Here is a 19,065-nt window from a genome sequence, read left to right on the forward strand (position 1 = left end):
ACTTAGCACTTAGCACTTAGCACTTAGCACTTAGCATTGAACGTTGGGCGCCCATGCTGATGCTATGGACAGTCATCCGATGAGTGCATGAGGTGTTAGTGCTCGCCTCCGCTGCACGGCGATTGCGTTTGCTTTTTCAGAGGTAGCCGACCCACTGTCGAGGGCGGGGGTGTGTGGGTTGGCGGGACCGTTGGAGCGGCATGGATGCCGCTCACGAGCCTCCAGGGACGGATTTACGGCGTGTCCCGCGGACCCGCACACCCCTGCCATGCCACAGCATCTCGCCGACGTTGAGCTCGGCCGGTGCGCCAGATTGGGGGGGCATGAAGCAACACAAAAAACGGCCCGCTTGCGCGGGCCGTCTGCTGTTGCGTCAGGGCAGGGAGGCTTAGACCTCCACGCCCTCGTCTTCCTTGTACGCATCGACCGGGATGCAGGCGCACATCACGTTCTTGTCGCCGTAGACGTTGTCCACGCGTGCCACCGGCGGCCAGTACTTCTGCTGGCGCAGGCTGGCCAGCGGGAAGGCCGCCAGCTCGCGCGGGTAGGCGTGGGCCCACTCGCTGGCCGAGACCGCCGTGGCGGTATGCGGGGCGTGCTTGAGAGGGTTGTCCTCACGGTCCAGGCGGCCGTCTTCGATTGCCGCGATCTCCTCGCGGATCTGGATCATCGCGTTGATGAAGCGATCCAGCTCGTGCAGCGATTCGCTCTCGGTCGGTTCCACCATCAGCGTGCCGGCGACCGGGAAGCTCAGGGTCGGGGCGTGGAAGCCGAAATCGATCAGGCGCTTGGCCACGTCCTCGGCGCCGATGCCCGAGGTCTTCTCCAGCGGACGCACATCCAGGATGCACTCGTGCGCGACCAGACCGTTGCGGCCGGTGTACAGCGTCTTGAAGTGCGGGGCCAGGCGTTTGGCGATGTAGTTGGCGTTGAGCAGGGCCACCTGGGTTGCCTTGCGCAGGCCGGCGGTGCCCATCAGCGTGATGTACATCCAGCTGATCGGCAGGATCGAGGCGCTGCCGAAGCTGGCCGCGCTGACCATGCCGACATCGCCTTCGCCGCCCAGCACCTTCGGCAGGAACGGGGCGAGGTGCGACTTGACCGCACACGGGCCGACGCCCGGGCCGCCGCCGCCGTGCGGGATACAGAAGGTCTTGTGCAGGTTCAGGTGCGAGACGTCCGAGCCCCACTTGCCGGGCTTGGCCACGCCGACCAGGGCGTTCATGTTGGCGCCGTCGGTGTACACCTGGCCGCCGTGCTTGTGCACGATCTCGCAGATCTCCACCACCTCTTCCTCGAAAACGCCGTGCGTGGACGGGTAGGTGATCATCAGCGCGGCCAGGCGATCGCTGTACTTCTCCGCGTTGATGCGGATGTCGTCCAGGTCGACGTTGCCGTTGGCATCGGTCTTGGTCACCACGACCTTCATGCCGCACATCTGTGCCGAGGCCGGGTTGGTGCCGTGCGCCGAATCCGGGATCAGGCAGACGTCGCGATGGCCTTCGCCGCGCGAGCGGTGGTAGGCGCGGATCGCCAGCAGGCCGGCGTACTCGCCCTGCGCGCCGGAATTCGGCTGCAGGCTGACCGCGTCATAGCCGGTGCATTCGACCAGCATCGCTTCCAGACCGTCGATCAGTTCCTTGTAGCCGGTGGCCTGGTCGGCCGGGGCCAGCGGATGGATGTTGGCGAACTCCGGCCAGGTCACCGGGATCATCTCGGCGGTGGCGTTGAGCTTCATGGTGCAGCTGCCCAGCGGGATCATGGTGCGATCCATCGCCAGATCCTTGTCGGCCAGCGAACGCAGGTAACGCAGCAGTTCGTGTTCGCTGTGGTGGGTGTTGAACACCGGGTGGGTCAGGAAGTCGCTGGTGCGGACCAGATCGGCCGGCAGCGCATCGGCGGTGGCGACGTCGAGGGCATCCACGTCGACCGTGGCACCGAACAGCTGGCCGAGCGCGATGATGTCGGCGCGGGTGGCGGTTTCGTCCAGGCTGATGCCGACCGCATCGCTGTCGATCGCACGCAGGTTAATGCGCGCAGCCGCAGCCTTGGCATGGATCGCCTTGGCGTCGATGTCCTTCACGTGCAGGGTGTCAAAGAAGTGCTCGCCGACGTTGACGCCGGCACCGCGCAGTGCCGCGGCCAGGATCGCGGCCAGGCGGTGGGTACGGCGGGCGATGCGGGTCAGGCCTTCCGGGCCGTGGTACACGGCGTACATGGAGGCCATCACCGCCAGCAGCACCTGGGCGGTGCAGATGTTGGAGGTCGCCTTCTCGCGGCGGATGTGCTGCTCGCGGGTCTGAAGGGTCAGGCGGTAGGCGGCATTGCCCTGCGCATCGACCGAGACACCGATCAGGCGGCCCGGCATCGAGCGCTTGTACGCATCGCGGCAGGCCATGAAGGCGGCGTGCGGGCCACCGAAGCCGAACGGCACGCCGAAGCGCTGCGAGTTGCCGACCACGATGTCCGCGCCCCATTCGCCGGGTGCGGCGATCAGGGTCAGTGCGAGCAGATCGGTGGCCACGGCGACCAGGCCGCCACGCGCGTGCACGGCATCGGCCAGCGCCTTGTAATCACCAATATGGCCGAACGTATCCGGGTACTGCAGCAACACGCCGTAGGCTTCGGCTTCCATTGCCTCGGCCGGGGTGCCCACGCGCAGCACGATGCCCATCGGCTCGGCGCGGGTGCGCAGCAGTTCCAGCGTCTGCGGGTGAACGGCGTCGTGCACGAAGAAGGTATCGGACTTCGACTTGGCCGAGCGCTTGGCCAGCGTCATCGCTTCGGCTGCAGCGGTGGCTTCATCCAGCAGCGAGGCGTTGGCGATTTCCATGCCGGTGAGGTCGGCGCACAGCGTCTGGAAGTTGATCAGCGCTTCCATGCGGCCCTGCGAAATCTCGGCCTGGTACGGGGTGTAGGCGGTGTACCACGCCGGGTTTTCCAGCACGTTGCGCAGGATGACATTCGGGGTGAGCGTGCCGTAGTAGCCCTGGCCGATGAAGGTGCGGAACACCTGGTTCTTGTCGGCGATGGCGCGGATCTTGGCCAGCGCCTGCACTTCGGTCAGCGACTCGGGCAGGTCCAGCGGTGCCGGCGACTTGATCCCGGCCGGGACGATCGCATCGGTCAGCGCGTCCAGCGAGGCGTGGCCGACCACGTCGAGCATCTGCGAGATTTCGGCGTCATTGGGGCCGATATGGCGTTCGACGAACGCGTGACTGTGTTCAAGCTCGCGCAGGGAGGGGGTGTTCTGGGACATGGCTGGCATCCGGAAGAGTGGGCACGCACGTTCGGAAGGCGGCCGGGCCGGTGCGCGTCGCGGGCGACAGCGATCCACCGGACCTTGCGGTCTTCCTGGGTGCCCCTCTGTCCTTTTGCCTGAGAGTTTAAAAGCACGCATCTGCGTGCTTCGTGCCCCTTCGGCGCCGGCATTCGCCGGTCTCTCCAGAGTTTTGATGCGGGTGGTATCGGGCCTGAGCGATTACGGGCGTTGCGCCTTCGGCAGCGGGTGTCCGCTTCTCCCACCATGTAGCCCGGCGATTATAGCCCAGCCCTTTCGGCCACTGGGCCTTTCCGGCACATGAATACGGGGCCGCACGGGCGGCAGAATGGGCCCCCGGGCATGGTGCCGGGGGGCGCAAAGGCCTATCATCTCCGGATCCTCGTATTCATCTGGCGCCGCCCTCCCGGGCTGGCGCCCGCCGTGCATTGCGCATGGCCGCTGACGGAAGCCCGCATGACGCCCGCCTCACCCTCGACCCGCCGCCTGGCCCTGCTGCTCGCAGGCTTGGCGATGTTCGGTCCGTTCTCGATCGACACCATTTTCCCGGCCTTCCTGCTGCTGGGCGAGCGCATGCAGGTGGACCAGGTCGCGGTGCAGCAGACCATCAGCGTGTACCTGTTGTTCTATGGCCTGATGAGCCTGGCGCACGGCCCGCTGTCCGATGCGTTCGGCCGCAAGCGGGTGATCATCGGCGGGCTGGTGTTGTTCATCGGCGCCTCGATCGGCTGCGCGCTGTCGCGGGACATGACCACGTTGCTGGTGTTCCGCGCGCTGCAGGGCGTGACCGCGGGTGTGGGTGTGATCGTCGGCCGCGCCGTGATCCGTGATCTGTACCACGGTGCCGACGCGCAGCGCTTGATGAGCCAGGTCTCGATGATCTTCGGCGTGGCCCCGGCGATCGCCCCGATCATCGGTGGCTGGATCCTGCTCGGCGGCGGCGACTGGCCACTGATCTTCTGGTTCCTGGTGCTGTTCGGTGTGGTCCTGCTGCTGGCCACGGGCAAGTGGCTGCCGGAAACCCATCCGGTCGAGGCGCGCACGCCATTGTCGATGCGTGAACTGCTGCGCAGCTATGCCCGCATGGGCTCCAACGCGCGCCTGCTGCGGCTTTCGGCCGCCGGCGCGCTGAATTTCTCCGGCATTTTCCTGTACATCGCCTCGGCGCCGGTACTGGTGATGCAGCACCTCAAGCTGGGCGAGGGCGGGTTTGCCTGGTTGTTCATTCCAACCATCGGCGGCATGACGATGGGCTCGTTCCTGTCCGGGCGCATGGCCGGGCGGATCCTGCCGCAACGGCAGATCGCGATCGGGTTCGGCCTGTGCGCACTGTCGGCCGTGCTCAACATCACCTATGTGCTGTCGGTGCAGCAGATCGCGCTGCCGTGGGCGGTGATGCCGATCTTCCTGGGCGGCGTGGGCATGGCGCTGATCTTCCCGGTGCTGGCGCTGGCGGTACTGGACATGTACCCGCACCAGCGCGGCCTGGCGTCTTCGATGCAGATGTTCATCCAGCTGATGATCAACACCGTCGTGGCCGGGGTGGTCTCGCCCATGCTCAGCAGCAGCCCGGTGCATCTGGCGTTGGGCTACATGGGCTTCTTCGCGCTGGGCGGCTCGTTCTGGTACTGGGAACGGTATTGCGAGCGCCGCCGCGCCGTGCTGACGCCCATCGAGTGATGCCCATGCTCGGCCCTGCCCGCACAGCCACAAAGCGGGGCGGAGACAGGCCCACCCTGGCCTGTGCGGTATCCTTGACGCTTTGACGCAGTCCGGATTTGCCATGTCGACCACCTCCAAACTGCGCCGCGACATCCGCCGGCGCCGTGAAACCCAGGCCGCCAACCGCGAGCAGGCTGCTACGCCGCCGGTTGAGCCGCATGCAGAGCTGCGCGATCAGCAGCGCACGCTGCTGGCCGGCATCGTCCGCCGCGACGGCGAATGGGTGCTGGGGATGGATGGCCGCATCGCCGGACAGACGCCCAGCGCGGCGCGGGTACTGGCCCTGATCATGCAGGCCGCAGAGCTGCACGAGCGCCAAGGCACGCCGGTGCGCCTGGTCTATTCCGATGCGCTCAAGGATGCCGCGCATGCCGAGGCCAAGGCCGACGGTATGGATTTCGAACAGTTCAAGGTGGAACTGGCCGCCCAGTTGAAGCCGGCGTCGTAGGGGTGAACAAAAACGGGGCGACGCAACTGCGTCACCCCGTCGTTGATCAGCGACCGCGAAGGTCGTCGATGACATCCACATTCGGGAACTTGTCGATCACGCACTTCACGTAATCGGCCGGCTTGAGCGCCGAGTAGGGCGTCTGGTACGTCACCAGCTTGCACTGGTAGCTCTTGCCGCCAACGTTGCCTTCGTGCCAGTCGTAGTTCTCTTCCCAGTAGATCGGCAGCGCGCCAGCGCCGCTTTCATCGAACTGCTTCATCCCCTTGCAGCCCAGCACTTCATTGCCCGGTACCGGCACGTTGAAGTGGTCAGCGGCCGCCCGGTAATACTTGATCCGGTTCTGCGACTGCAGATGCTCGCCGCTGCCGCCACATTCCACGCCGCCATTGATGATCTGCGTGGTCACGCCGAAGCCGGGCACCAGGCCATTGGCGATATCGTGCGCGTTGGGCTGCCACGTCCCGTCGATCACATGCATCATCGAGGGTTTGGGCGGCTGCGGGTACATGTAGAAGAACGCGGCACTGGCCAGGTTCAACCAGGTATCGGCGACCAGATCCGGACGGTCCAGCAGTGTGCGTACCGTACCGAACATCGCATCGGAGAACGGGCCGTAGTTGTAGTTGTAGGACAACTGCTTGGCACCGCGCCCGAAGTAGCTCTTGAAGCGGCCGGCATGGGGGCCGCTCTCGAACACGCCACACGGCCAGGTCTGACCCTGCCAGGTGGCCGGGTTGCATTCGCCTGCGTAACCATCCGGGGTTTCCTCGTTCCAGCCCATCTCACGCACATGCACCAGTGCCTGACGCCACTCGGGAATCGGGCTGTGTGCATCGTGACCGCCGGTTTCCTGCGCGAAGTGCGCCACCATCGTCGCCAGCGTTTTGCGGCAGATGGCGTCGGAGTCGCGGCCATCGGTGTAGGTGGCGCAGATCGCCGGGAACTTGGCGAATGCCTGGAGGAAGCCTCGGTAGCTGTATTCCGGCGCCCGCATCGGGAAAATGAAGTCGAACTGCGCGGCATCCAGCAGCGATTCAACCCGGCGAACGTTCACCGGGTTGGCCGCGCGCAGCGGTTCGACCAGCTCGACCTGCGCATTGGGCAATGTGCGGATGGACTGCAGCGTCTGTTGCATCAGCGGAAAGTCGGTCAGCCGGACTTCGTCGCCCAGCAGCTTGCTCAGCGGGATTTCCACCGGTTCCAACGGCTCCGGATCGACGGGGTCCACCGGGTCGACCGGGCCACCGCCGCAGCCGGGCGCCGTCTCGGCAACTTCTTCCCACGGCGAGAGCCACGGCTGTGCAGGATCGATCGCTGCCGGCGATTCACCCACGTTGGCCCACCATTTTGCCTGGTAGTAGCGCCCATCGAAGATCACCACGCAGCCGCCGCTGTAGCTCTGGCTGGGATCGTAGGTATCTGCGACGGCGGGCAGGGCGCGGGTCAACATCGCGCGGGAATCGGTGCCAGCGGCAGCGTGTCTGGTGACGGTGGGCAGCACGTTGCCAGCGTGTGCGGTGACGGCGGCGGAAGCGGAGGCCAGTACAGCCATGACGGCAGTGGCCAACAACGTTCGATGTTCCATCGGATGTCCATGAAGAAGGGGAACGAGTCACGACGGTAGCGGTGGCTCCACCCTGCGAGATGACGTATTTGGCACCTACCTGCAGAACCTTGAACTGGATCTGTTCCGATCGACGCAGTGCGTCACCGTTCACCTCACGCCCGCCCGCGTTTGCATACCCATTTCCAGTGTGAACTGCCTCACGCTATGCGCTGAACACAGCATTTTCCGACCTGCGAACAGTAAAAAAGCCGACATCGCTGCCGGCTTTTTCCTAACAGCGCCAAAGCGCTATCGCATTGCGATCACTGCGTTTTCGCTGTGGTTGGCGCGGCCTGCGTGGCCGTAGCCGCAGGCACCTGCCAACCGCACATCTGGCCCTGGTTCTGCTGCTTGAGCCACTCGTTGACCGGCGTGAAGTACTCGATCATCGGGCCGGCATCGAGCTTGTCGCCGCCGGTGATTTCCTTCAGCGTGGCCTGCCACGGCTGGCTGGCGCCCTTGCTCAGCATCGCCCAGAACTTCTGGCCGGCTTCCTTGTTGCCATAGAAGCTGCACTGGTGCAGCGGCCCCTTGTAACCGGACGCGTCGCACAGGCCCTTGTAGAACTGGAACTGCAGGATGCGCGCCAGGAAGTAACGGGTGTACGGGGTGTTGCCCGGCACGTGGTACTTGGCACCGGCATCAAAGAACTCCTCACCACGTGCGCTGGCCGGCGCGACGCCCTGGTACTTGGCCTTCAGGTCCCACCACGCCTGGTTGTAATGGTCCGGCGTGATCGAGCCATCGAACACCCCCCAGCGCCAGCGGTCGATCATCAGGCCGAACGGCAGGAACGACACGCCACTCAGGGCCATGCGCATCTGCGCGTTGATGGTCGCCTCGCGGCTTTCCTGCGGGGTGTCGACCAGGCCGATCGAGTTGAGGTACTGCGGCGTCATGGCCAGCACGATGGTGTCGCCGATCGCCTCGTGGAAGCCATCGTTGGCACCGCCCTGGAACAACGGCGGCAGCGGGTTGTAGGCCAGGTCGTAATAGATGTGGCCCAGCTCGTGGTAGATCGTGGTGAAGTTTTCTTCGTTGGGCTTGATGCACATCTTGGTGCGCACGTCGCCTTCCATGTTCATGTCCCACGCGCTGGCGTGGCAGACCACGTCACGGTCCAGCGGCTTGATGAACTGGGTCTTGTCCCAATAGGACTTGGGCAGCGCCGGCATGCCGAGCGAGACATAGAAGTCCTGTGCGCGCTCGGTCATCTGCTTGGCGGTGCGCAGTTCGGCTTCACGCTGCGCCTTGTACAGCGCTTCCACGTCCGCGCCGCTGCCGGCCTTGGCCAGCGCGCCACTGAGGTTGGTCTGGTACTGCTTTTCCAGCGCGGCGGTGATGTCCAGGTTGCCGGCGCCGGGATACGGTTCCAGCTGGTCCCACAGGTTGGACCAGTCCTGCTGCCACATGTTGCCGGTCAGGTGCGCGGCGATCAGGCCGCCGTTGACCTCGGCCTTGTCCTTGCCGTACGTGCCGTCGAGCTTGGTACGGGCATAGCAGTGCAGCTGCTCGTACATCGGCTTGACCTGGTCCCACAGGCGGTCGGTTTCCGGGCCGATCTGGTCGGCGGGCATGTCGTAGCCGCTGCGCCACATCTGGCCGGCGTCGGCGAAGCCCATTTCCTTGGCGCCTTCATTGACCAGGCTGACGAAGCGTTCGTAATCGGCGCGCATCGGCTTGGTGGTGCCGTGCCAGCCCTGCCAGGCGTCCAGCTGCTTGTCGTAGTCGCGGCTGCGGGCGAGCACCTGTTCCAGGTCGCCGAGCTGGCGGCAGGTCTGGGGGTTTGCTTCATCGGTGCAGTACTTGCCGGAGCCGTAGGCGCCTTCCATGCGGCTGGCGATGCGGGTCAGCTCGGAGAGCTTGGCCGGGTCGCGCGGGGCGGGCATGGAGGTCATCAACTTGAGCAGGTGGATCTGGCGCTTGGTGTCTTCGCTCATGGGCTGGCCGTCGTACTGGCCGGCCTGGGTGATCCAGCCGTTGAGGACAGTGAGCCAGCGTTCGTTGGCCTTGGCCGCGACGCGCTCGGAATCGTCGTTGATGTAGGTCGAGGACAGCCATTGGGCCGAGGTCATTTCCGGGTACATGGCTTTGTACTCGGCGTTGACGCGGGCGATGAACTGGTCCGCGGTTTCCTTGGACTGGGTGGTACCCGTGGCCGGTGCATCGGCGGGGGACGGTTCCTTCTGGCAGGCCGCCAGCGTCAGTGCGGCAGCACTGACTGCCAGGGCCAGCAGGAGCGGGCGGTGGTTCACGGGCACATCCTTGGGTGGTGACAGACCGGCGAAGGCTAGTGAAGCGCCGGGCGCACCGCAAGGGGCAGGGCAGCAGGGGGCGGGTCGATCGTCAGCGTCAACGACAACTTCAACGGCGAAGGCGTGGCGTACGTGCTACGTGGGGCGGGTCGGTGTGGGTGGGTCGTCGGGACCCGCCGTGAACCCGTCCTTGGGGGCTCGATATGCGCCATCCATGGCGCATAACGGTCCCGCCAACCCACCCACACCGCCCCGTCGACAGTGGGTCGGTGCGCACGGGAACAACAACGGCTCGAGAACAACCCACAGCCGAAGCCATTGTCTTTGCTCGACTATCCGCCGACGGACAGTGTGGGGGGCGAGGCAGGCCATACCGTGGCGGGACCGTCGGGCGCCATGGATGGCGCACGTCGAGCCCCCAAGGACGGGTTTACGGCGCGTCCCGCCACGGTATGGCCTGCCTCGACCCAAACGGAAGACCGAAAAGCTGGACAGCTCTCCGCTCCAGGCAGCGGACACTCAACTTCGCGCCGAAAGTGTTCAAACCTCGCACGACGCAAACAGATCCCGGTCACGTTCATACACCGACGTCTTGACCTGCATCAGCCCCAGCACCGACGGGAACAGATTGTCGTGGTCGGTGTACTTGCCCGCACGCTCCCGCACGCAGGCCAGGTTGAGCCCGCGATTGGCCGCGAACGAGGGCGAGAACCACATCGCCATCGGCACACGGGTCTGCTCCTGCGGGGCGATCGCATACGGCACGCCGTGCAGATACAGGCCTTTTTCGCCCAGTGACTCGCCGTGATCGGAGAGGTAGATCATCGCCGTGTCGTAGTCGTCCATGCCCTTCAGCGTGCCGATCGTGCGCGAGAGCAGGTGATCGGTGTACAGCAGTGCGTTGTCGTAACTGTTGGTGATCTGCTCGCGGCTGCACTTGCCCAGGTCCGGCATGTCGCAGGTCGGCGTGAAGCGACGGAAGCGCGCCGGATAGCGCTCGAAATAACTCGGGCCGTGATTGCCCAGCTGGTGCAGCACAACGACGCGGTCGCCCGGCCTGGCGCGGACCTGGGGGGCCAGATCATCGATCAGGATCTCATCCATGCAGCGGCCGTTGGCGCACAGGGTCGGGTGCCTGGCATCGTCCAATGCCTGCATGTCCAGGCCTTCGCACACGCCCTTGCAGCCGGATTGGTTGTCGCGCCACAACGTGCCGATGCCCGCGTGGTCCAGCACGTGCAGCAGCGACTGGTGCGCGCGGATCTTCGTTTCGTCGTAGTCATGGCGCCCGTACGGCGAGAACAGACAGGGCAGGGACACTTCCGTACTGGTGCCGCACGAATGCATGTCCGGGAAATTGATCACCCCGGCCTGGGCCAGTTCCGGCGTGGTCTGCTTGGCATAGCCGTTGAGGCCCCAGTTCTGCGCGCGGGCGGTTTCGCCCATCACGATCACCAGCAAGCGGGGGCGGCTGCCGGCCGCGCGCGGGGTCGCCTTGGCATCGGTGCCGATCGGCAGTTTTGGGGCGCGCTGGATCGGGTTGTCGCCGCGCAGCGCCTTGGGCAGGCCGAGCAGGAAGTTGCCGGGCGTGGCCAGGTAACGCACTTCGCGCTGGTTGCGCATCAGCGAGGACATTTCCTGAAACGACAGCATCGCGCCACCGAAGACGATCAGTGCCGACAGCAGAAGGAAGCCAATACGCCAAAGCAGCGCCTTGCCCAGCGTTCGCCGGCGCAGGTGCACGCGCCACAGCAGCAGCATGGGCAGCAGCGCCAACAACAACAGTGGCAGTATCAAGGTGGGCGTGATCAGCTCGCCGCTTTCCTTGTGGTCGGTGGCCAGCACGTTGCGCAGCATGTCCGCATCCAGATAGATGTGGTAACTGCTCATGTAGTGCGCTGCCAGCGCGGTGCCGAGCAGCAGCACACTGATCACGACCTTGGCATTCCAGCGCCAGACCAGCAGGCCCATCAACAGGCTGTGCGCGCCGACCAGGAACAGCAGCAGTGAGAGCGCGAAGCGGACGCTGCCCGGGTGGGTCGCCATCGCGCTGTGCCAGAACAGGCCATTGCAGGCCACCGCGAAGAACACGCTGGTGAGCAGGATCAGGGTCTCGGTCGTGCACTGCGGGCGCCAAGCGCGCAGGGTGGCCAGCGCGGGGAAACGGGTGGCGCGCGGGAGGGTGACGCTCATGCGGCATCTCCCTGCGTAGTGAGTACGGCCGTGTTGCTTGCGCGCAGGCGCACCCGTTCGAGCAGCAGGTAGAGCCCCAGCGACACCGCCCAGCAGGTGGCCAGCGTCCACAGGTCGTGTGAGAGGAAGTGCGCGCCGCGCAGTTGTTGCGAGAATCCGAACACGCCGCCGGCCAGCAGGCCGACCGCCAGACCGCGCCAGCGCCATGCCGGTCGTACCATCTTGGCGAAGAAGTACAGGCTGATCCATGCGAAGCCCGCGCTGGAATGTCCACCCGGGAAGCACACCCCGCGCGGCATGCCCTGCGGGCGTGGCGCGAACAGACCGATGAAGTCGCGAGTGCCGCCATACCGGGCCAGATCCCACGGGCAATCCATGTTGGTCAGTGACTTCAGCAGCGAGACCAGGCCGGTGCTCAACGCCACCGCCAGCACCAGATACAACAGCGGCCAACGCCACGTGGCCGCGCGCTCGCTGCGCCAGGCGTGGAAGCACAGCACCATCGCCACCAGTGCCGCGGCGCTGCTGGCCCACTTGCCGGCTTGGTGGATGAGGTGGGTGGTGACCCAGGCGTTCTGCAGCGCCCACTGCTGCCCTTGGAGACGATAGAGGCGGTCGGCCAGCCACTGGTCGCCGCCGGCACCCATCAGCACGGCGCTGGCCAGCAAGGTCAGCGCCAGCGGAACCCACAGGTGATCGCGGTAGAAACGCGACGTGGCCATTGCAGCCGGCGCGGAGGATAAAGCAACGGTGGACGCTGGGAACATGGACGACAGGGCCGGCGGGAGATTCCGGCGCCATGGTCGTCAGCGGTGTGTCGGAGAGCGGTCGGAGCGATGTTCGCCGCCGGTTAAATGTGGACCATCGTTCAGTCTTCCTCGTCCCGGCCGGTGTCGCTGGCGGTCACTGCGGCATGGCAATCCGCTTGCCACGCCGTGCCTGGGAACAGCAGCCATCGGTTGCGGTTGGCGCTGCCGATCTCGATCACCGCCGATGGGTCCACGCACGGGCTGATCGCGTCATCGAGCACCAGCAGCCAGCGCTGGCCGGGTGCCTGCGACAGCCACGGGCCGGCAGCCTGCCATTGCTGCTCCCAAGGCGTCTTGAAGCCGAAATCGGTGACGGGGCGGTCGGCCTGCAGCAGGTTCTGTTCGCGCCAGGCGACCACGCCAAGCTCGGCGTCCGGGCCGATCCGTTCGCCCACGCGCTGCATTACGGCCGAGGCGGAGCTGTACGGGTCCAGGGTGGGCATCAGCACCCAGCCGTACAGATTCCACAGCAGGAAGGCGGTTGCCACCACCAGGGCGCCAGCCCGGCGCTGCCGCCACCACAGGGCCAGGCCAAGCAGCACCACACCAAAGGCGATCAACCAACCGCCCAGCACGGGCAGCAGCGTGTCGGGCATGGCGCGCCGAGCCAGCTGCAGATGTGCCCACGCACTGCCAGTCCAGAGCTGCAGGCCGATGTACAGCCCGGCCGCGCCAAGCAGGGCGACATAGGCCCATAGCAGCCATCGCAGGCCCGTCCGGCGCAGCAGCCCCGGCAGCAGCGGAGCGGCGGCCAGGCACAGCGCGGGTAGCATCGGGAAGATGTAGACCTCGCGTTTGCCCGGGCTGGCGCTGAAGAAGACCAGCACCAGCACGGCCCAGCCCAGCAGTAGCCACCAGCGTCCATCCAGTCGCTTCAGACGTCGCCACCAGGCCGGGATCAGCGCCGGCAGCAGCAGGCTGCCGGGCAGCCACAAGGTCGCCATCACCTGCAGGTAGTACCAGGCCGGCTTCACATGGTGCCAGGCGTTGGCGTAGCGGGTGCCGGTCTGCTTGAACAGCAGTTCGCGTGCATAGGCGTGCAGGGCCGGGTCGCTCGAGTGCAGCAGCGCCACCCCCAGCGGTGCCAGCCAGACCGCTGTGCCAAGCAGGAACGCGGGCAGCAGCCACCACAGGTCGCGCGCGGTGCCGGCCGGCAGGGAGGTGCCGCGGGTGCGCCAACCCCACAGGGCGAACGGCAGCAGCACCAGCAACGGCAGGAAGCCCACGCCCTTGGTGACCGTGCCCAGCCCGGCGGCAACGCCGGCCAGCCACAGCGCCGGCCGGTTGCGGCCTTCCAGCAGGTGACGCAGCAGCCCCCACAGCGAGAGGGTCGTCATCGCCACCAGCACCATGTCGATCTGGGCGCGCTTGGCCATCAGGCCGAACTGCAGGCAGCTGAACAAGGCGAGCATGGCCCACCAGCCAATGCGACGGGTCCACAGCCGGCGGCCGAGATCCCAGGTGAGCCACAGGGTGAGCAGCGCAGCCAGCAGCGAAGGCACCAGAAAGGCGAGGGCCCAGCCGCCGAACACCTGATGGCTGGCGGCCTGCATCCACATGAAGACCGGGGGCTTTTCCGCGTACAGTTCGCTGCCACGGTGCGGCAGCAGCCATTGCCCGGACTCGACCATGGCCCGCGCTGCGAGCACGAAACGCGGCTCATCGGGCGGGGAGGGCTGACGCAAGCCGATGCCCGCGGCAAGTGCCACCAGCAGGGCCAGACACACCAGTACACGCGGCCAGCGCCGCAGGAAGAAGGAGTCGGTCACGCCCAGGCTCATCGGCAAAACAGCCACTGTCTCCCCGACAGCGTAGGAAAAGCGTCGTAACCACCCCATTGCGACCGGATTCCGACATGGTTCCCGCTACCATGCGCTCAACCGGTCAAGAGAGTGTCCCATGCGGCTGCTGGTCATTGAAGACAACCGTCAGCTGGTTGCCAATCTATTCGATTATTTCGAGTCCCGGGGCCACGTGCTTGATGTGGCACCCGATGGCGTGACCGGCCTGCACCTGGCCGTGTCGCAGCCCTATGACGCATTGATCCTGGATTGGATGCTGCCGCGCATGGAAGGCCCGGAAGTGCTGCGGCGGCTGCGCGCCGACCATGGCTCGGAAGTGCCGGTGATCATGCTGACCGCCCGCGACGAATTGCCGGACAAGATCGCCGGGTTCCGTGCCGGCGCCGATGACTATCTGACCAAGCCCTTCGCACTGCCCGAGCTGGAAGTGCGCCTGGAAGCATTGATGGTGCGGGCCAAGGGGCGCAACCCCCGCAAGGTGCTGGAAGTGGCGGACCTCAAGCTCGACCTGGCGACGCTGGAAGCGCATCGCGACGGCAAGGTGCTGCATCTGTACCCGGCCTGCCGCAAGCTGCTGGAGGTGCTGATGCGCGCCAGCCCCGGCGCGGTCACCCGCCAGCAGCTGGAGTTCGCGCTGTGGGGCGATGAACTGCCCGATGGCGACCTGCTGCGCTCACATGTGTACGAGCTGCGCCGCAGCGTGGACGGCCCGTTCCAGCAGAAGCTGATCCATACCCTACCGCGGGTGGGCTATCGCCTCGGCGTATCGGCTGCGGACAGCGCTGATGAAGTGGCCTGAGCGCACGCCCAGGCCGGCGCCGATGCACCGCCGCATGGTGTGGTGGTTGTTGGCGTATCTGGCGATGATTTCGCTCGCGGTGTTCAGTGTGGGCAACTACGTGCACGAACACGCCGAGCACTCGGCCTGGCGCGCGCTGCTCAACTCCGAGCTGGACAGCATCGTCAACCACATCCAACACGAGCCGCATTACCGCTGGCAGGATTCGGACACGCTGCGGCTGTTCACCATCGATGGCAGCGACCGCGTGCCCGAGAGCCTGCGCACCCTGCATCCTGGGCTGCACGACGGTGTGGAGGTCAACGGGCGCGCCAGCGCGGTGATGGTCCGCCAGACCGCTCAGCTGGGGCGGCTGGCGCTGGTGCTGGACATCAATGACTTCCACGAGCTGGAACAGTTCGCCACGCGCTGGGTCCTGCTGGCCGGTGTGCTGATGATCATCGTCACCGTGCTGATGGCCTCGCTCGGCGTGGGCCGCCTGGTGCGGCCACTGAGTTCGCTGGCCAAGCGGATCGATGAGCTGCACCCGGGAGTGCCCGGGCAGCGGGTGGAGGTGGACCCGCGTGCCAGCTCCGAGCTGTACGTGATCGCCAATGCGCTCAACGACTACCTCGCGCGCAACGAGCAGTTCGTCGAGCGCGAGCGCGTCTTCATCAGCACGGCCAGCCATGAGCTGCGCACGCCGATTGCGGTGATCACCGGGGCCTCGGAGCTTGCGCTGGGCCAGCCGGACATTCCGGACCGTGCGCGCCAGCAGATGCAGCGTGTGCATCGCACCGCGCAGGGCGTGGAGCAGCTGATCCAGCTGCTGCTGATCCTGGCGCGCGATCCGGCGCGGTTGGTCGCCCTTGGCGAGCGCATTGCGCTGGACCACCTGGTTCCGGACATCATCGAAGACCATCGCCACCTGATGGGCGACAAGGATCTGCGCATCGAGGTCGATGGCCTCGCGCGCGTGGACATCGTCGCGCCTCTGGGCGTAGTCCAGGCCGCCATCGGCAACCTGCTGCGCAACGCGATCGAGAACAGTGGGCGCGGGACCATCCACATCAAGGTCTCCGACCAGGCAGTGGTGACGCTGCAGGATCCGGGGCTGGGCATGAGCCCGGAGGAAATCGCGGCCGTCCATGCGCGCATGGCAAGGGGCGACCGCAACGAACAGAGCGGGATCGGATTGGAGCTCATCGCCCGGCTCTGCGAACACCTGGGGTGGGCGCTGCAGATCGAGCCCTGCGTGCCACGCGGAACCTGCGTGGTTCTCGATCTCGGGGCGTCGCTGCCGGGCAGTGGCGAGCGTCCGTCACCGCCTGCGACGTAATCAGCCCGCACGCTGCGCTGCAAAGTGTGGCGTCGTGAAGACAATGTTAAGCTCCGGAGGCGCCGCTCTATGCGGCGCTTTTTTTATCCCTTCGATCGACAGAGGATGGCTTGATGCCGACCGAACCCAGTACTGCCCTGATCACCAATGACATCGTCGGCCTCGGCCTGATCGCCGCCACCCTGGCCGTGATCTTCTGGGCCGCCAGTGGACCGACCCCGATCCTCAAGAAGATTTTCGCGTGGGTGCCAGCGCTGCTGCTGTGCTATTTCATCCCTGCGATCTACAACACGGCCGGCCTCATCGACGGCCATAACACCTCGCTCTACAACCCGATCGCCCGCGACGTGCTGCTGCCCGCAGCGCTGGTGCTGCTGACGCTTTCGATCGATCTGAAAGGCATCATGAAGCTGGGCCCGAAGCTGCTGGTGGTGTTCTGCGCCGGCACCCTGGGCATCATCCTCGGCGCGATCGTCTCGTTCCAGGCGATGTCCTGGATCCATCCGGCCACTGTCGCCGGGGATACCTGGAAAGGCATGGCCGCGTTGGCGGGCAGCTGGATCGGCGGCGGCGCCAACATGGTGGCGATGCGCGAAGTGTTCGGCACGGATGCCACCACCTTCGGCCAGTTCGCGGTGGTCGATGTGGCCTGCGCGAGCCTGTGGATGGCGGTGCTGCTGTTCCTGGCCAACCGCGCCCAGCAGATCGACACGCGCAATGGGGCCGATACCCGCGCCATCGACGAGATGAAGGCACGCATATCCGCGTACGAGGCGCAGAACGCACGTATTCCCAGCCTGACCGACCTGATGGTGATCGTCGGCGTGGCGCTGGGCGGCGTCGGCCTGGCGCATGCCATCGCTGCGCCGCTGAGCGGCTGGTTCAAGGCCAATGTGAGCTGGGCCAGCCAGTTCAGCCTGGACAGCGCGTTCGTCTGGGTGGTGCTGCTGTCCACGGCGCTCGGCCTGTGCTTGAGCTTCACCCGTGCGCGGCGCCTGGAGTCGGCCGGTGCGTCGCGCCTGGGCACGCTGTTCCTGTACTTCCTGATTGCCTGCATCGGCATGCAGATGGACCTGCTCTCGCTGCTCGACCGCCCGTGGCTGTTCGCGCTGGGCGCGATCTGGATGCTGACCCACATCCTGGTGCTGTGGATTGCCGCCAAGCTGCTGCGTGCGCCGCTGTTCTTCTTCGCGATCGGCTCGCAGGGCAACATCGGTGCGGCGGCGTCGGCGCCGGTGGTGGCGGCGGCGTTCCACCCGAGTCTGGCGCCGGTCGGCGTGCTGCTGGGGACCGTGGGCTATGCCACCGGGACCGGCCTGGCGTATGTGACCGGGCTGATCCTGAAATGGATGGCGGGCGCGTAAGCGCGCGGTTGGCGATGGAACCGGAGGCGGCCTTGAGGGCCGCCTCTTTTTTTTACGGCAACGATCACGAGGGTGAAGGGTCCGGGATGACCGTCACGTCCCGGTGTCAGAAATGGCTGCATTTGCAGCGAAGTGTGAAAGCAGTGCCGGATCGCGCTTAACGCGCCGCGTAAGGTGCGGCGCCATGCGCTGTGGCATGCGTCGTACGCGCATGCGACGGAATCCCTGCCGACGGCAGTCGGCACCTATCAGGAAGCACCATGAAGACGAAGGGATTATTGATGTCGGTGATCGCCACCGGCGTGCTGATGTTCGCTTCTGCAGTGTCTGTACAGGCGACACCTGCCGAACCGGGGGATGTGCACGCGGTAGCCGATGCGAGTGCGCGCGACGTGGCCGCATGGCTCGGGCAGCCGGATCTGGCCGGCCCACTGGTGCAGGCACTGGGCGCGCGCCCCGAGGGCGGGGTGCCGTTGGCCGCAGTGATGGCGCAGAGCGATCCGCGCGGGAACAGTGTGGCCGCGCGTACGCTGTCCGCGCGCGAGGGTCTGGTTCGGCACTACAAGGGCTTGCCGGCCCAGGATCGGGGTCTGCTGCGGGTCCGCAGCTTCATACCGGCTGGGCAGACGCTATCGTCGGTGGCACCTGCCGACCTCTGGGTGGCCGTGTTGCCAAAGGGCGACGACCGTCGCTGGAGCTCCCTGGTGGCCTACGATCGGCATGGACGGCAGCACCTGCTGGATGCGCAGGTGGCCCCCGCGTTCCCGGTGCTGATCGTGGATATCGACACTGGCCAGGCGGTCCAGGAGGGCATGGCGTTGATCAATGCGGGCTTGCAGGCACGCGGCCTGCAGTCCGTTGATCGGATTGAACCCGCGGTTGATGGGCAGGCATCGCTGGACGTGACGCGGCTGGACCGCATCCGCCTGGCCGATGACGCTGAACCGTGGGCACTCGGCGGTGCCGAAGTGTTCGCGGTGGTGTCCGGCCTCCAGATCGGGAAGGCCGAGCCGGAAATGGCCACTGTGTCGCTGCCCTATCTGGACCATGACAAGACCGAGTACACCCCGGGGCAACCGCTGGTGATCTGGGGCAACTACCGCTTCGATACAGCCAATGTGCAGTTGTTCGAAGACGACGGCGATACCAACTATCAGGCGCTTCTGGTCGCCCTCACCGAGGGCGTGAAGCTGGCGCTGGGCGCGTTCGCCCCGGAGTACGCGGTGATCGCCGACATCGGCGGCGCAATCCTGAAGGCGATGCCGAACAGCTGGTTCATCAACGATACCGACTATCTGGACAGTTTCTATCTGCTTCAGCGCGGACAGACCTACACCGTACGGATGGGAGCAGCGAACAATGCCCGGGTAACGTTGAGCCCCCTCACGCTCCAGTAGTGCCGGCCGCTGGCCGACTTCCCCGGAGGTCTGTCGCAGGCAGTGGCAAACGCGACCCAACAAAAAACG

General features: G+C 66.1%; 12 protein-coding genes and 1 riboswitch. Of the genes, 6 read left to right on the forward strand and 6 right to left on the reverse strand.

What is annotated here, in order from left to right; all coding sequences use genetic code 11:
- Positions 1-388: 388 nt before the first annotated feature.
- Positions 389-3,268, reverse strand: coding sequence for an aminomethyl-transferring glycine dehydrogenase (gene gcvP / locus ABE464_RS09635; RefSeq protein ID WP_346471765.1), 2,880 nt, complete (start codon positions 3,266-3,268; stop codon positions 389-391).
- 88 nt (positions 3,269-3,356) lie between these two features.
- A riboswitch (glycine riboswitch) is annotated at positions 3,357-3,458 on the reverse strand.
- 278 nt (positions 3,459-3,736) lie between these two features.
- Here gcvP and ABE464_RS09640 point away from each other — a divergent pair.
- Together ABE464_RS09640 and ABE464_RS09645 are read left to right on the forward strand one after the other, a co-directional pair.
- The gene (locus ABE464_RS09640) at positions 3,737-4,960 is read left to right on the forward strand and encodes a multidrug effflux MFS transporter (RefSeq protein WP_346471766.1); all 1,224 of its coding nucleotides are present in this window, start codon (positions 3,737-3,739) and stop codon (positions 4,958-4,960) included.
- A gap of 103 nt (positions 4,961-5,063) precedes the next feature.
- Positions 5,064-5,450 (forward strand): hypothetical protein, encoded by a 387-nt coding sequence (locus tag ABE464_RS09645; protein WP_346471767.1) that lies wholly within the window; start codon positions 5,064-5,066, stop codon positions 5,448-5,450.
- 46 nt (positions 5,451-5,496) lie between these two features.
- Here ABE464_RS09645 and ABE464_RS09650 read toward each other — a convergent pair whose 3' ends face one another.
- The 5 genes from ABE464_RS09650 to ABE464_RS09670 form a co-directional block, all read right to left on the reverse strand.
- Positions 5,497-7,038 (reverse strand): glycoside hydrolase family 19 protein, encoded by a 1,542-nt coding sequence (locus ABE464_RS09650; protein WP_346471768.1) that lies wholly within the window; start codon positions 7,036-7,038, stop codon positions 5,497-5,499.
- A gap of 284 nt (positions 7,039-7,322) precedes the next feature.
- Positions 7,323-9,314 (reverse strand): M2 family metallopeptidase, encoded by a 1,992-nt coding sequence (locus ABE464_RS09655; protein ID WP_346471769.1) that lies wholly within the window; start codon positions 9,312-9,314, stop codon positions 7,323-7,325.
- 540 nt (positions 9,315-9,854) lie between these two features.
- Positions 9,855-11,507: a phosphoethanolamine--lipid A transferase gene (locus ABE464_RS09660; RefSeq protein ID WP_346471770.1), complete on the reverse strand. Its 1,653-nt coding sequence runs from the start codon at positions 11,505-11,507 to the stop codon at positions 9,855-9,857.
- Positions 11,504-12,229, reverse strand: coding sequence for a phosphatase PAP2 family protein (locus ABE464_RS09665; protein WP_346471771.1), 726 nt, complete (start codon positions 12,227-12,229; stop codon positions 11,504-11,506). The genes ABE464_RS09660 and ABE464_RS09665 overlap by 4 nt, the downstream gene beginning before the upstream one ends.
- Before the next feature lie 146 nt (positions 12,230-12,375).
- The gene (locus tag ABE464_RS09670; RefSeq protein WP_346471772.1) at positions 12,376-14,085 is read right to left on the reverse strand and encodes a glycosyltransferase family 39 protein; all 1,710 of its coding nucleotides are present in this window, start codon (positions 14,083-14,085) and stop codon (positions 12,376-12,378) included.
- Positions 14,086-14,215: 130 nt separating this feature from the next.
- On the opposite strand from ABE464_RS09670, the gene ABE464_RS09675 reads away from it, so the two are divergent.
- The 4 genes from ABE464_RS09675 (at position 14,216) to ABE464_RS09690 (ending at position 18,996) form a co-directional block, all read left to right on the forward strand.
- Positions 14,216-14,917, forward strand: a complete 702-nt coding sequence (locus tag ABE464_RS09675; RefSeq protein ID WP_346471773.1) for a response regulator transcription factor — start codon at positions 14,216-14,218, stop codon at positions 14,915-14,917.
- On the forward strand, positions 14,904-16,235 hold the full coding sequence (locus ABE464_RS09680) for a HAMP domain-containing sensor histidine kinase (protein ID WP_346471774.1): 1,332 nt from the start codon (positions 14,904-14,906) through the stop codon (positions 16,233-16,235). The genes ABE464_RS09675 and ABE464_RS09680 overlap by 14 nt, the downstream gene beginning before the upstream one ends.
- Before the next feature lie 113 nt (positions 16,236-16,348).
- Entirely contained in the window at positions 16,349-17,599 is a 1,251-nt protein-coding gene (locus tag ABE464_RS09685) for a DUF819 family protein (RefSeq protein ID WP_346471775.1), read from the forward strand.
- Positions 17,600-17,859: 260 nt separating this feature from the next.
- The gene (locus tag ABE464_RS09690) at positions 17,860-18,996 is read left to right on the forward strand and encodes a DUF3103 family protein (protein WP_346471776.1); all 1,137 of its coding nucleotides are present in this window, start codon (positions 17,860-17,862) and stop codon (positions 18,994-18,996) included.
- The last annotated feature ends 69 nt before the right edge of the window (positions 18,997-19,065 follow it).

Origin of the sequence: Stenotrophomonas sp. TWI587 (assembly GCF_039674145.1) — a bacterium.
Lineage (GTDB): Bacteria > Pseudomonadota > Gammaproteobacteria > Xanthomonadales > Xanthomonadaceae > Stenotrophomonas > Stenotrophomonas maltophilia_AY.